At 44.5% G+C, this 14,849-nt stretch carries 10 protein-coding genes; 2 read left to right on the top strand and 8 right to left on the bottom strand.

Annotated features, from left to right (window positions below):
* Positions 1-60: 60 nt before the first annotated feature.
* Positions 61-1,014 (bottom strand): glycoside hydrolase family 43 protein, encoded by a 954-nt coding sequence (locus CA600_RS13150; RefSeq protein ID WP_094870586.1) that lies wholly within the window; start codon positions 1,012-1,014, stop codon positions 61-63.
* A 493-nt stretch (positions 1,015-1,507) separates the two neighbouring features.
* On the opposite strand from CA600_RS13150, the gene ilvD reads away from it, so the two are divergent.
* Positions 1,508-3,193, top strand: a complete 1,686-nt coding sequence (gene ilvD, locus CA600_RS13145; protein ID WP_094870585.1) for a dihydroxy-acid dehydratase — start codon at positions 1,508-1,510, stop codon at positions 3,191-3,193.
* A gap of 172 nt (positions 3,194-3,365) precedes the next feature.
* On the opposite strand, the gene CA600_RS13140 is transcribed toward ilvD, so the two are convergent.
* On the bottom strand, positions 3,366-4,766 hold the full coding sequence (locus CA600_RS13140; protein ID WP_094870584.1) for a polysaccharide deacetylase family protein: 1,401 nt from the start codon (positions 4,764-4,766) through the stop codon (positions 3,366-3,368).
* A gap of 209 nt (positions 4,767-4,975) precedes the next feature.
* Between CA600_RS13140 and CA600_RS13135 the strand changes: the two genes are divergently transcribed.
* Entirely contained in the window at positions 4,976-6,166 is a 1,191-nt protein-coding gene (locus CA600_RS13135; protein WP_094870583.1) for an AI-2E family transporter, read from the top strand.
* On the opposite strand, the gene CA600_RS13130 is transcribed toward CA600_RS13135, so the two are convergent.
* From CA600_RS13130 to CA600_RS13105, 6 genes are all read right to left on the bottom strand, one after another.
* Positions 6,127-7,926, bottom strand: a complete 1,800-nt coding sequence (locus tag CA600_RS13130) for a peptidoglycan D,D-transpeptidase FtsI family protein (RefSeq protein ID WP_094870582.1) — start codon at positions 7,924-7,926, stop codon at positions 6,127-6,129. The two genes, CA600_RS13135 and CA600_RS13130, sit on opposite strands and share 40 nt — an antisense overlap.
* A gap of 182 nt (positions 7,927-8,108) precedes the next feature.
* Positions 8,109-10,181, bottom strand: coding sequence for a methyl-accepting chemotaxis protein (locus CA600_RS13125; RefSeq protein WP_094870581.1), 2,073 nt, complete (start codon positions 10,179-10,181; stop codon positions 8,109-8,111).
* A 48-nt stretch (positions 10,182-10,229) separates the two neighbouring features.
* Positions 10,230-11,192, bottom strand: coding sequence for an acetylxylan esterase (locus CA600_RS13120; protein WP_094870580.1), 963 nt, complete (start codon positions 11,190-11,192; stop codon positions 10,230-10,232).
* 702 nt (positions 11,193-11,894) lie between these two features.
* A complete protein-coding gene (locus CA600_RS13115; RefSeq protein WP_094870579.1) occupies positions 11,895-12,926 on the bottom strand; it encodes a glycoside hydrolase family 130 protein in 1,032 nt (343 codons plus the stop codon).
* Positions 12,927-13,002: 76 nt separating this feature from the next.
* Complete coding sequence (locus tag CA600_RS13110; protein WP_042186110.1) at positions 13,003-13,836, bottom strand: carbohydrate ABC transporter permease; 834 nt, start codon at positions 13,834-13,836, stop codon at positions 13,003-13,005.
* 3 nt (positions 13,837-13,839) lie between these two features.
* Positions 13,840-14,721, bottom strand: a complete 882-nt coding sequence (locus CA600_RS13105) for a carbohydrate ABC transporter permease (protein ID WP_042186108.1) — start codon at positions 14,719-14,721, stop codon at positions 13,840-13,842.
* Positions 14,722-14,849: the final 128 nt, after the last annotated feature.

The following is a 14,849-nucleotide window of genomic DNA, read 5'->3' as shown; positions in this document are numbered from 1 at the left end:
CATTCATTACAGTTTTCCTGTAATGAATGACCTTTTCTATCTTGATTTTATGTTTTAATGTTACTCTCCCGATGGCGCAGTCTGAGCAAGCGTATCACTACAAGGTACCCCAAAATCCGGTGTTCCATCCACATTCCAGCCAAATTTCTGGATACGGGTTGCGCGTAAAGACACATCCGCTCCAGCGGAAGGAAGCGCATGATAGACTATCCAATCTTCCTCGCCGTCAGGAGATCGGGTGAAGCTATTGTGTCCCGTAGCAAAAATCCCGTTCTCTACACTTTTGCAGAATACAGGTGACATTGATTTCTCCCATGAGAGCGGTTGCAAAGGATCTGCTGCTTCGCTCATGGTGAGCATACCTAGTGCGTAATCCTCAGACCACGTCGTACTGGCCGAATAAACCATGAAAATACGATTGTTTCGCTGCAAAATAACCGGACCTTCGTTAATCGCCATGCCACCTTGCTTCTCCCATGACAGAGTTGGAGCTGTGAGCAGATGTTGCTCACCTTCCAAGGTCCATGGATTACTCATTCGCATAATGTATATGGCTGACCCATAATCAGGGAAATGACCATATCCCCCATACAGAAAGTACAGCTGTTCCCGCAAAGTCATTACTGTTCCATCCAACCCTGAGACAGGTGTCTGCAGTGCACCTCTCCATACCCACAGTCCTTCCAGCGGATTAGCCGTTTCATTTTCCAGCACGCAAATCCGCCGAGACTCGTCGCCTCCTCCGTCATTCGCAGTGTAGTAAATGTACCATTTGTTATCCAAATGATGAATTTCCGGCGCCCACAGATTGTAACTGTAGGTGCCCCCAGGTTCGGGAGACCAGATCACTTTCTTGTCACCCTCTGCAAGACCGGTCAATGTTCTAGATCTCGTCAGCTCCAGACATTTACCTTTCGTTGCCATAAAGTAATAATAGCCATCGGTATGTTTGAATACCCACGGGTCTCCCGAGCTTGCTACAATTGGATTTAAAAAAGTTGTACGCTGTGACATTCTCTTTTCCTCCTTAGCTATTCATCCCCGTACAAACAATCTACCACGGCGGTAATTGTAGACGAATCCCGATTTTCCAGCACCTCCCATAAAATAATAATTCCCATCATACTCAGCTCTCCTAAAGTTGTCTAGAGTGGCAAATAGATCCATCAGAACCCTGATCTATTTCCAAATAAAGCACTTTCCTTACGAAAATGGGCTTTTCCTTCACTTCCCACGCTCTTCGTCAATCGACAAATCTCACATTGTCCGGTAGAAAAAACGTGCTCTTTGTGATAGACTCACTAATAACAATGACTTCTCCGTTCATTTTAGGCGGTAACTGTTTATACCAAAACAGCGGCTTTTTTTATAGAAACGGCATCGCTTTTCTAATTCAGGAAGCAGGTCCCCGTTCTTTCTATAAACCGTATATACGCAGGTCTTTGGAGTTCATTGCGTTAATGCGACACTATATTTGATTGAAATTCATTTAGGGGGGAATGTCATTATGGCAGCCAAGAAAATGCGTTCAGACATGATTAAAAAAGGCTTTGACCGTGCTCCACACCGTAGTCTCCTGCGTGCAGCCGGAGTAAAAGAAGAAGATTTCGGAAAGCCGTTTATTGCGGTCTGCAATTCCTATATTGATATTGTTCCAGGTCATGTGCATCTTCAAGAGTTCGGTAAGATTGTTAAGGAAGCGATTCGTGAAGCTGGCGGCGTTCCTTTCGAATTCAATACGATCGGTGTTGATGACGGTATCGCAATGGGACATATCGGTATGCGTTATTCCCTGCCAAGCCGTGAGATCATCGCTGACTCCTTGGAAACTGTCGTTTCTGCGCATTGGTTCGATGGCATGGTCTGCATCCCTAACTGCGATAAAATCACACCAGGCATGATGATGGGCGCATTGCGTGTCAACATCCCGACCATGTTCGTAAGTGGCGGTCCAATGAAAGCCGGCGTAGACAGTAAAGGTAAAAAACTCTCCCTTACCTCCGTATTCGAGGGCGTAGGTGCTCATCAAGTTGGAAAAATCAATGATGCTGAGTTACTTGAATTAGAACAATTCGGTTGTCCTACCTGCGGATCTTGTTCAGGAATGTTCACTGCCAACTCCATGAACTGCCTTGCAGAGGCACTTGGACTGGCATTGCCAGGTAATGGTACCATCCTAGCTGTAGCCGATGAACGCAGAGAATTTGTACGCAGATCTGCTACTCAACTGATGGAATTGATTAAGTTGGACCTTAAACCAAGAGATATCGTAACTAAAGAATCACTCGATAACGCGTTTGCACTGGATATGGCAATGGGCGGTTCTACTAACACAGTACTGCACACCCTTGCCCTGGCTCAAGAAGCTGGTATCGATTATCCGCTTGAACGCATTAACGAAGTGGCTAACCGGGTTCCTTATTTGGCGAAGCTGGCTCCAGCATCCGATATTTTCATTGAAGATGTGGACCGCGCAGGCGGCGTTAGTGCCGTCTTGAATGAATTGCTGAAGAAACCAGGTGCTCTTTACGGAGACTGCATGACAGTTACCGGCAAAACATTAGCCGAGAACGTAATCGGTCATGAAATCCAAGATACTTCCGTCATTCATAAGATCGATAATCCTTACTCCGAAAGAGGCGGTCTCGCCGTCCTATACGGCAACCTGGCTCCAGAAGGTTCCATCATTAAAGTAGGTGCAGTTGATGCTTCTGTTGGTGGATATCACAAAGGTCCTGCGATCTGCTTTGATTCCCAAGAATCCGCACTCGAAGGTATCGCTAACGGTAAGGTTAAAGAAGGTCATGTAGTCGTTATTCGTTATGAGGGTCCAAAGGGTGGACCGGGTATGCCGGAAATGCTAGCTCCTACTTCGCTAATCGTGGGGATGGGTCTTGGTGCTAAGGTCGGTCTGATTACAGACGGACGTTTCTCGGGGGCTTCCCGCGGAATTAGCATCGGTCATATCTCTCCAGAAGCTGCAGAAGGCGGTCCAATCGCTTTTGTTGAGGATGGAGACATCATTGAACTGGATCTCAACAACCGTAAGATTGAATTGCTGGTTGAAGAAGAAGTTTTGGCGGTTCGCCGTACCGGCTGGAAAGAGTTTGAGCCTAAAGTTAAGACTGGTTACCTGGCTCGCTATTCCAAAATGGTTACCAACGCAAGTAACGGTGCAGTCCTGAAGATTTAATTAGCAAACCCGAATTCTAGTTGTTCCTTGCATACAAGAGCAGTCTACCTTAGATAATCTATGGTCGGACTGCTCTTTTTTATTGGACACAAGAAAAAATGCCCCACAATCCATTGCTGGTTTGTGAGGCATCTATATTACGGCTCATTATAAGTCTAAATAATATCATGAATCAATTCGTTACTGTTGCTCCTGGTAATTCCACTTCTGTGAGTGAATCGTTAAGCGACAATGCTTCCTCTTGCTGTGGTTTACGTTTCCTTACCGACCTTTCATCATGAGGCAGTTGCTTATTCATCTTCTTGAATAATTCTGAGACAGGCATCAGGATTAGCTTCGGTACAAGTACCTCACTACGCTCCTTGAGCCTAGCACCACCATCTGGATGAATTACACTTAACAGGATCTTTAAGTAAAACTTGGTGGAGCGTGCGAATATGCCATCGGGCAAATCATGTACGCTAAAACCGAATTTCTCTGGCCCACGGTTAATCATACTAACACCATAAAGTGCTTTGGCTTGCGCGAGGTTTACATCATCGGCAATAACTTCTGCTAGCATTGGCAACCCTTTCTCCATTCTGCGGATCATTCGAATCGCAAGTTGAGCAGAAGAACGAGAATGAATACCTAACTCGAATAATTGCCTGTTATCAATATGCAGCTCAATGACTTTATCACCTTTACTCAGCAAGGTTCCATCACCAAGTTCAACAGGCTCTCCCTGATATTTACGCATTCGATAATGCATGAACGGATCGGCCGGGTTAATCGTCTTGAGCTGGAACAATACTTGGAATACCTGCTCCCAAGCCAACCAGAGTCCGACCAGTACTCTTTTACTAAAGGATAACCGCCGAATCGGTGATTTCTCCGCCATTTTGATCATGTCGTCCACTCGAATACTGCGCAATCCTCTTTTTTGGGCCTCCTGCAGCGTCAGTTCAAGAGCTATAAGCATATTCTCGGGTGCGCCCGGATCGGCACCTAATGTTGTGCCACTATCATGCAGCAGCATCACTTCACCGGGGTTCAATCGCGCCAGCATCTTCTCAGTGAGACGCTGCGCACCAAGCTTCTCACGCCAATCTCCAAACATTACCGACCATAGAACAATTTCAACTTGGCGACGTTTGGAAATATCGAATAAATTAACAATCCCCCAAGGTGGACGGTAATAAGTACTACGCTCGCCTATTATGTTGTAGATAATATCATTCGTGCGCTGAATCTGCCGACGAACGGTTGCGGGCCGCATGAGCCAGTTCGTCTTGTGAACATAATTATGAATTCCAATAAGATGTCCCTCTCCATGTATCCGCCTAATAAGATCCGGATAACGTTCAGCGTTAGATCCTACTACAAAAAAGGTAGCTTTTGCATCGTACTTCTTCAATAAATCCAGAAGTAACGGCGTAAACCGAGGGTCAGGCCCATCATCAAAGGTCAACGCAAACTCATTTTGCCCAGTTCCTTTACGAAAGACACGAAAACCAAAAATGCGACTAATCATACCAGGGATAAAAGCATAAAAAGTGGAGATATAAAATAACCAGAGCAGCAAAGTCTGCATATGAATTCCTCGCTTTTCCAGAGTTGACTTTGGCTCGCCTTACGTCTGCAAGCAGAACCTGTGATACGGCCAAGTGAAGTTAGTTAAAAAATACGTTACCCCCTATTTTAACACATGTATCAAAGAAATAGACGGTTTTTACGTAAAATCATGTACAATGTATTCAAGCTGACCTATCAACTTAATTAAAAAGGGAGTTGTTTATATCTATGCTGCCGTTGTACAAAAAATATTGGCGCACGTTCTTCGACATTGGATTAATTGTCCTCACGGTCTATCTGGTTATGTTCGCCTTCAGTAAATTGTATCAGTTAGCTGCACCTGTATTCCTATCTTTTTTTGTATTTTTGCTTATTGAACCACTTGCCCGTTTCTTGAACCGGCGCGGACTTGCCAAACCCTTCGCTTCGGCGATCTCAGTGCTGCTATTCCTAATCATTCTTCTAGGTACGTTATTTGGCGCTGGACTATTGGTCACCATCCAAGCTCTTCACTTTCAAGAAAACCTTCCTAAATATACATATGTGGTACAACAACATTTCGTAGAATCCACAACCTATCTTCAGCAAAAAATCAATAATTTGCCGCCGGATATTACCGACAAAGTAAATGGATACTTTAAAGATGCCACGAATGTCCTTACACATTGGCTTGTTACTTTTCTAAAGTATATGGTCGGTGTGCTCGGATCCTTCTCCTCCTTCATGGCTAATTTTGGGATCGCTATTATTTTAGCATTTTTCCTTAGTATGGAGATTAAAGATTGGCGCAAGGTTGCCCATGACAAAATGCCAAAAACATTTAAAACTGCTTATGCCTTTTTGCAGGGCAACGTCTTCAAAGCCATCGGCTCTTATTTAAAAGCCCAGCTTATTCTTATTAGCATTACCTTTGTTATCGTACTGGTTGGCTTATTCATACTAAGGACCGGTAACGAAATCACTATGGCGCTTATCTGTGCTGTATTTGATGTCTTACCGCTCCTTGGTGTAACGACGATTTTAGTCCCTTGGATCATCTACCTGTTTATTGTTGGTAATACCTCTTTAGCCATCGGTTTAATCGTACTCCTGGCGATTGTATTGATTGTAAGACAACTGCTTGAACCGAAGATTACCGGGAATTCGATCGGCGTATCATCTGCTTTTCTGATGCTGTCCTTCGTCATTCTGTCCACATCCGCTTTCGGTATGGCCGGTCTGATCCTGTCGCCGATTCTGCTTATTCTGATCAAAGAACTAATTCAACAAGGATATCTTCAGAGCTGGATCTATTTGCCTCAAGAGGAGTTTATCGTTTCGCCCTTTGCTGCAAATGGCCCTTCATCTAAGGGCAAGGCCACTGCTACTCCTCCGGAGCCTCAAGCTTCTGTAGAAGATGATAATAAATCAAATATCTGACCGAACAGCTTAATGGCAAGATGCGGACTATCGGGAGCGACATTCTCTACAGCAACTGATACAGCATATCTTGGGTGATCCACCGGACCGTAGCCGATAAACCATTGATTATTGCGTGCTACGCCCTTAACCAGCGTCTGTGCTGTCCCTGATTTACCTGCAAGAGGCCAGTGTGTGCTTTGTAGACGGGCTCCCGTTCCATCAGTCACAACTTTGCGCATCATAGACAGTAACTGGCGGGCTGTAGACTCAGAAATCCTCCCTGCAGAAGAAGGGGACAGATGTCCCGGCAGATCCTCCAGCTTCTGCCCGTTGGCAAATGTGACTCGCTGCAGAATCCTTGGCGCCCTTACTTCACCTCCATGCAGTAGCGTTACAATAAGATTAGCTGCTTGTAGAGGGGTTACTTGTACATCTCGCTGTCCAATTGCAGTCTGCACCCTGGCTCCCTTGTCATCCGGCAGTAAGGTAGTAAAGATGGTTCCCTTTTGCTCTCCGGATAGTGGTTTTAGAATTGGAAACCCAAGCGTCTTCTCGGCTTGCCAGCTGATATCTCTACCGAGTCCTAGCGCCAGTGCAGTCGATTGAAGCTGGATACCGCTTAAGCGCTCTGCCAGAGCAGCAAATACAGTATTACAGGACACGGCGAATCCTTGCACCAGCGTAAGGGGGCCGTGTCCTTTTCCTGTCATACAAGACAAACCATATTTCTCGTATTGCCCTGAACAATAAAAAAGCTCATCAGCGGAGGTTATACCTGCTTCTAACGCCGCGGCGGCTGTAACGATTTTGAAGATCGATCCAGGAACGGCAGCCTGGAGTGCCCGATTGTTCCATTCCCCTCCTTGCGGAGATACCTTCTCTGGATTATAGAAGGGTAAAGATACCATGGCTTCAATATCGCCCGTCCCGGTATCTAACACCACTATGGCTCCTTCCTTCATTCCGGATTTGAGCGCAAGCTCCTCAATTCCCTCCTGAAGCTTCTTATCAACCGTTGTATATAAAGAAAGAGGGAAATATGGATTGCCCGGAGCTTTAACTTGAATGGGACTGCCTGGAAGGCGATTCCCACGCGCATCCACTTGAACAAATGCTTCCGTGTGACCTACCCCTTGAAGCAAAGGCTCTAATGTCTTCTCTAAACCGTCCGTTCCCGTCATAGGAACTCTAAGACCCGTAGGAGAAGCTTTATGCATGGTGGCTTCCGATAAATAGCCTAGCCATTGCCGACCTGAAGAAATTCCATCATATCTGCGTGCGAAAGGGAGCACGCCTACTCCGTCGATCCCCAGTGCACTCACTTCTTCTGCCTGTGCCTGAGACAACGCGAGTGGCCCTTTTCCCACTGAAGATGGCCATAGCAAAGGTTCCTTAAGTGACGACCGCTTATTCAACAGTTGTTCATAGCTGACACCCAGAATCTCCGCCAGTCGGTGCATGGGTTTAGCTTCTTCGTAAACAACCTTCGTCACTGATTTCTTAGCCATCTCCTCTTGTGGAAAAAAAGCCGCCGTCCAAATGGTTTCCCCCGCAAGAAGCTCATTCTTGCGGTCATACAGACGTCCCCGACCGCTGTCCAGTACAGTTTCCCGTTCACTTTGAATTTCCGCCATCTTCGCAAGGGTATATTTTGTTCCAGGAACCTTCTGTTCCTTCATAATTAGTTGAACCCACGCCAGCCTAAGGATCAACACGGCTACAGCCGCAGATAAAATAAGAAGACCGCTGAATACACGCCGATGTTTGTTATTACGCAATGTCTTCCCTCCTGAGCAGAATCCACACCTATTATGTCCTATCTACATCCATTAGAATCGCCATAAAATGTTCATTACAACATCACAATCAAAAAAATATTTAAATTAAAAGTAAAAATCAAAGAACCGCTTCTCCTAAAGGAATAAGCGGTTCTTTAATTTAGTATTCTGTTACGGCTATCCTATACGCTGAATTTCGATAACTTCTCCTTTAACTGTAAAGATGCATCCTCCAGCTTCAAAGAAAGCTCTACCAAATGATCACTTACACTTTGTTGCTCTCCACTAAGCGAGGCAACTTCTTGAGAGGCAGCTGATGATTCCTCAGCTATAGAGCTTACGTTACTCATCGAATCGGATAGAACCTTTTGCGATTGACTCAGGCTGTCCATCGACACAGTTACAGCATTCAGACGAGCGATAAAATGCTGCATTTGATCCTGCACAGATACGAAAATATCGCTAGTGCTCTGCACGGAAGTCATTTGCTGATTAAAGAGCGGTGCAACTTCTGAAAGGACCACAACCGTCTCGTTCATATCTCTCATAACGGTATCTGTTATTTCAGCCACAACAGCAATAGACTCTTTCGATTGATCTGCAAGCTGGCGTATTTCATCGGCTACCACCATGAATCCGCGTCCAGCCTCGCCTGCTCTTGCTGCTTCAATGGTGGCATTCAGTGACAAGATATTCGTCTGCTGTGTAATATTTTGCATGACATTAAGAACCTTCATAACGGAAGATGCCGTTTCTGTCAGCTCGTTAACCTTCATCACAAGCTGATTCGTCTTCAGGCCCGTCCTATTTGTCTCATTAAGTAATTCTTTCAACCTGTTGAAGCCTTCCTCACTGAGTTCGCCGATGCTGTGTGCGGTGTGATCCATCTCGTGAGTAGCTGAATTAACTAAATCCATCTGTACCGAAATTTGTCCTGTCAACTCATTGCCACGATCAGCTTCCAAGGCCAGACTACCTGCACCACCCGCAATTTCTTCCGTGGCCGCAGCAATATCCATAGCTGCATCAGCAGTCTTACGCGAAACACCGCTAAGCTCATCGGCGGTTTCCAGTACCTTCCGGGCGGTTTCATTCGTATGAATAACCAGCTCTGTTATCCGTTCCATCATCATGTTAAAAGAGCTGGATAACTGACCGATCTCATCACGTGAGGTGATATTCGTACGCACCCCTAGATTCCCTTCAGCTCCCTCTGACATCAAATTCTTAAGTCTGGTCAGGGGCCGAGATACCATTCTGAACATCCAATATCCAATCAGAATGGCGATAACAGCAGCTACAGCAACAATAATATAAGTAGTCTTGAGAATACGCAGCGCGTCTTTCGTCAAGTTCTCAGCCGGTACAACACCAAGTAATCTCCATCCCGAGGTTTCTAGTGTTCCGTATACAGCTAATATAGATTTTCCCTTTTCATCCTTTGTTGGCAATGAGCCTGCTGTATTCTGCAGACCACCCAGAAGCGTCCCTCCCAAATTCAGATATGTATCTGTCCCCACTTGCTGGGAGGAGGCAATCAATTCATCCTTATTCGTCAGCAATTGCATGTAGGAGCTTGTTCCAAGATCCACTTTACGAAGCTGATTTTCTAATTCGCTAATTCTAATATCGTTAATAACTATGTATCCCTTGCTTTTAGAATCACCGGCAATCGATTTGGCCAAATGGAAAACACCTGACGTATTTCCTTCCTGGCCCTGTAATTCACGTGGAATCCATACACTCTGTGGCTTCTCCTGTAGCTGCTTAAACCATGAGGATTCTCTGAAACTCTCAATAAAAGCGCTATCTTTTGTCCCTGCCGAAGAAATTGGAAAACCTTCATTCATCGGAATAAGGTATACGGCCTCCACACCGTTTGATGCCGTGAGCCAATCATTTAGCTGCGCACTAATCTGGTTAGATAGTACCTTACGTTCCTCATTACTTGTAGTGGGATTATTCCCTTGATTGAGTGCATTTTGAATTTCATTGTCATACAAGATTCTTCCTAGACCATCCTCATAACGTAACAATTCCACATCAAACTTCTCAGCGGTTTGAACGACTGTCTGTTGATTGGCTGACAGCGCATTCGTCTCGATCGTATGCTCAGCTACGGAATAGGAAGTGTAGCCGAGAGAGAGCACGAGCACCATCGTCGAAACAAAGAAGATGAGAAAAAGCCGCACCCCAATGGATTTGGATGGATGCAGCTGGAATCGTCTTTTTTCTTTTTTCACTTGTACTTTCATCTAATCATTCACCACCGTTGTCGTCTGTTATGCCTACTGGCTTATCGTTTACAAGGTCATGAACATTTGTAACACCCGATCGGAAAGATATGGCAAATACTCATGACCGTACTCATAATAAACCATAAGCTCTTTGGGCGCTAGTACTTTGTTGTATGCGGCAAACTGCGTTGAAGGTGGACAAATCACATCGGATAACCCTGTAACCCACAACATTTTAGCTTGAATTCGCTCCGCGAGATTCTGAATATCGATGTAACCCAGTCTATTAAAAATCTCGTCCTCACGTAAATGATGGGGATCAAAAAAGCGGAAATAATAGTTAATTTCCTCATAAGCTGACGTAGTGATATCAAGCTTCCAAGCCCGTCTATAATCTGAAAGAAACGGATACACAGGAACGGCCATGCTCACACGCGGCTCTAATGCTGCACAAGCTACAGTAAGCGCTCCGCCTTGAGATAAACCAAAAGCACCTACTCGTGCAGGATCAACTTCCTCCATAGACATCAATATTCGAGCAGTCTGTGCTGTATCCAGAAACACATTACGATAGTAAAGGTTGTGCGGATTAGGATCGTCAATGCCGCGAATAATATGTCCACGAATGGTTGTGCCTTTTACTGTAAGATTATCCTCGGAAAGTCCGCCTTGTCCCCGGCAATCCATCGCAAGGACACTAATCCCATGGGCCGCATAAGTCACCTTCTCCATCCAATCCCCGCTGTCACAGGAATATCCATGAAACATCACGACACCAGAACTTTTTTCTGAACTCCTTTTCTTCGGTCTTACATATTTACAATGAATTCTTGCTCCGCCAACGCCGGTAAAATAAAGATGAAAACATTCCGCCAGCTCACTGACGAACTCCGCAGGCTCTAGTTCATAATCTAGTGACTGGGCGTCCAGATCACGCAAAGCCCGCTCCCAAAACGCGTCAAAGTCGATCGGCTTTGGGCTGCTTCCGTTATATTCTTTTAATTGTGACAATGTCATGTCGTTTCCCATATTAAAGTCCTCCTTAAGGTTTTTTCACTTAAAAACAATGGAAACGGAAAACCCGCATATGTGGATTTTCCGTTAGCTTCTACTAATAACAAGAGCTCGCTAGTTGCACTTTGTGCAACTATTACAGCTAAGTAAGTTGTGTTGTTCATTTAATTGCACTCTATACAACTAAAATTGCTCACAGCGGGGTTTCCGGGGCAAAATCGCCTGAAATAAGTGTACAATGTGCAACTATTTACACTAAACACCACCAAACAGGTTAGTTTAAGTGCACTTTGTGCAACTGCGGCTTTAGCCTAGACATACTGGCGTCTCATGAATGAGCTCATAGTACTCACTCGTGGCTCTTGCGCTGCACTTTGTGCAATAGAATCTCTCCATATGAGTGTCCGTCTTTGTTCTATTGCACTTTGCGCAATCAGTTCGAACGAAAATGAGCATAAAATTGATTTTTGCGGAAATCCATTGCAGAGAGTGCAATAGATTCTTTTTTTCAGACGAAATCGAGAGTTTCTATTGCAGAGAATGCAATGAAAAGCCGAAGCTACATAACACATAACACAAAGCGCGCAACGTGCAGAACCCAGCACAGAAAACACATTACACTGCACGCTGTAAAGTTCTTTCGAACGCTACACGACCACCAAGCATCTACTCCACTTCACTCTATCTAAGGTTGTTCCCCAAAGCTTGTTCACCCTATTAAATTTTGCCTAAACCCGCATCATCGCCAACCTCTTCATGGGTATCGATGACATAGTTGACGATTTCATCAACGGTTGTATATGCAACGCCTACATAAGTATCAGCAGCGCCATAATAGATGGCGATACGTCCAGTTTCTGCATCATGCAAAGTAGCACATGGGAAAAGAACGTTATTTACAAAACCTCTTTCCTCGTACCATTCTTCAGGAGTTAGCACAAAATTTTTCGAGCGATATTTGACTTTCGAAGGCTCGTTAATATCCAAAATAACTGCACCCATACTATATACAAGTCCGTTACAAGTTCCAGTAACGCCATGGTAGAACATCAACCAGCCTTCAGAGGTTTCAATCGGTGCAGGTCCGCCGCCAATCTTCACACTTTGCCACCAGCCCTGCCCCCCTTTGCTCATCACGTGACGGTGTTTACCCCAATAAACAAAGTCAGGGCTTTCGCTAAGAAATACATCGCCGAATGGTGTATGTCCGCTGTCACTTGGACGGGACAACATCACGAAGTTATTATTGATTTTTCTAGGGAACAATACGCCGTTCCGGTTGAAGGGCAGGAATGGATTTTCCAAGCTGATAAATGTTTTGAAATCTTGTGTTTTGGCAACACCAATGGCTGCGCCGTAAAAATCTGTACACCAGATAATATAAAATGTATCTTCGACCTTAACCAGACGTGGATCGTAAGCATACCGCGGCTGATAAGGGTTACCTTCTTCATCTATAAATCGGATCGGCTCATCATCGATTTTCCAATCTAGACCATCAACACTATGTCCCATACGCAAATGCGGACGAGTCGTGTTATCTTCTACACGAAATACTCCAATAAAACTCCCTTCATACGCAGCAACCGCACTATTAAAAATACGGGCTACACCTTTTGCGGGATTTCTTTTGATAACCGGGTTATCATTATGTCTCCAAATCGGGTTCTCGTAGCCCGCAGGCTTATCCTGCCAAGGCATGTTCGGGATGTTCACTGCACTTGCTCCTACCAATTTCACTTCACTCATTAGTATTCCCTCCAAATGTATGCAACTTTTTAGATTGCTATTTTATCTAGTACTGTTATGAAATCTACTACTAAGCTTACTTCACGGAACCTTGCGAAAATCCATTGTAGATATACTTTTGCAACGCGGTAAACACAACCAAGGTCGGGATAATTGCGATCATAATCGCCGCACATATAACTTCCCACTGTGATCCGTACGGACCTTTAAACTTAAAGAGCGCTGTGGAGATCGTTTGGAGATCTGTTTTCGGCATATAAAGGAAAGGAGTGTAAAAATCGTTATAAATATTTACGCCCTTCACAATAATTACTGTTACAATCGCCGGTTTCAGCAGCGGCAAAATAATTCTCCAATAAATCGTCCAATACGAAGCCCCGTCCAGCATCGCGGATTCATCCAGTGACTCGGAAATCGAATCCAAGAACTGCATGAAAATATATACAGCGATAATATCCGTACCGAGGTACATCACGATGGGTGCCCATCTGGTATTAAACAAGCCCAAGTGATTGATGATTTGGAAAGTTGCTACTTGCGTAGTAACACCCGGAATCAGAGTAGCAATCAGAAACATACTGATGAGAACTTTACTGCCTTTAAATTTGAAGCGGGATAAAATATAAGCCATCATTGAACCCGTCAGCGTTGCACCCAGGATAGAGATCACAACGATAATGACCGTGTTTTTAAATCCCAGAAGCATTTTCCCATCAACAAAAGCCTTAGTGTAGTTGGAGAAATTCAGCCAATTCTCTGGCAGCGTTAACGGTCCGGTTGAAGCGTATTCTGGCCCTGTTTTTAATGAAGCAAAAAATACAACTACGATAGGTATCAACGCTGCAAGTGCTCCCAAAATCAAGGTGAGATATTTGAATATACTAGCAGTGGTATATTTTACAGAATGCATAGTTTATTTCTCCTCCTTGATCAGAACGCGCTGCAAAATAGTAACTACTATAACGATACCCAGCAAAACTACGGCCATCGCTGACGCTAATCCAACTTTGCTATATTTAAAAGCTACATCGACCGTCTGAATAACAAATGTGCTACTTCCGTTAGATCCGCCTGTCATGACGTATGGAATTTCAAATACCCCAATGGCGCCACTAACCGCTAAGATCAAGTTCAACTGCAGAATTCGCTTAATACTTGGCAAAATAATATGCATAAACTGATGCCATCGGTTTGCACCATCAATCTCAGCAGCTTCATAAATATCCGAACCGATCGAGGAAATAGCCCCAAGGAAGATCAGGAAATTCATCCCCATGTATCTCCACAGTGACGCACCTGCAAGTGAGAAGTTAATCAAATTCGGATTGAGCAGCCACTTCTGCTGTAAACCGCTGAGTCCGAGCAGGTTAAGAATCGTATCTAGCGTTCCATCTGGTTTGAAAAAGAACAAAAAGATAAAGCCGATCGCTACACCGTTTAGCAAGGTTGGGAAGAACAAGATCCCTTTGAATAAATTTTTCATGCGAACACTAAAGCTCAGAATGGTTGCAAAATACAAAGCAAGCGCCATCTGAATAAAGGTGGTAAAGAAATAATACAAGCTGACCTTAAATACGGAAAAATACTCCGGTTTCGTAAAAATGGTTTTGTAGTTCTCTAACCCAACGTACTCCATATTTTTACTTAGGCCATTCCAGCTGGTGAAGCTGTACCGAAACATACTGATGACTGGATAATAAGCAAACGTGAGTAGCAATACGATCGGTACTAATGAGAACAAGCATATGATGGCAATACGTTGATTTTTGTAACTCAAATTCGAAAACTTGAACACCCGATACACCTCCAGAAAAGCATCCTCATTTATTTATGACTCGTTTAAATGTGAAGGGGGAAATGCCCGATCGCATATCCCCTTCCACTTCCACTACCGCCTAAAGCATTTAAGAAAGCTTATAGTTG

This window comes from Paenibacillus sp. VTT E-133280, assembly GCF_002264385.1.
Lineage (GTDB): Bacteria > Bacillota > Bacilli > Paenibacillales > Paenibacillaceae > Paenibacillus_AQ > Paenibacillus_AQ nitricinens.
The sequence above is the reverse complement of the archived record's forward strand: the minus strand, read 5'-3'. Positions and strand labels throughout refer to the sequence as shown.

Bases quoted from the DNA above. Each gene is read 5' to 3' on its own strand.
- CA600_RS13150 (WP_094870586.1), bottom strand. From the start codon at position 1,014: ATGTCACAGCGTACAACTTTTTTAAATCCAATTGTAGCAAGCTCGGGA.
- ilvD (WP_094870585.1), top strand. From the start codon at position 1,508: ATGGCAGCCAAGAAAATGCGTTCAGACATGATTAAAAAAGGCTTTGAC.
- CA600_RS13140 (WP_094870584.1), bottom strand. From the start codon at position 4,766: ATGCAGACTTTGCTGCTCTGGTTATTTTATATCTCCACTTTTTATGCT.
- CA600_RS13135 (WP_094870583.1), top strand. From the start codon at position 4,976: ATGCTGCCGTTGTACAAAAAATATTGGCGCACGTTCTTCGACATTGGA.
- CA600_RS13125 (WP_094870581.1), bottom strand. From the start codon at position 10,181: ATGAAAGTACAAGTGAAAAAAGAAAAAAGACGATTCCAGCTGCATCCA.
- CA600_RS13120 (WP_094870580.1), bottom strand. From the start codon at position 11,192: ATGGGAAACGACATGACATTGTCACAATTAAAAGAATATAACGGAAGC.
- CA600_RS13115 (WP_094870579.1), bottom strand. From the start codon at position 12,926: ATGAGTGAAGTGAAATTGGTAGGAGCAAGTGCAGTGAACATCCCGAAC.
- CA600_RS13110 (WP_042186110.1), bottom strand. From the start codon at position 13,836: ATGCATTCTGTAAAATATACCACTGCTAGTATATTCAAATATCTCACC.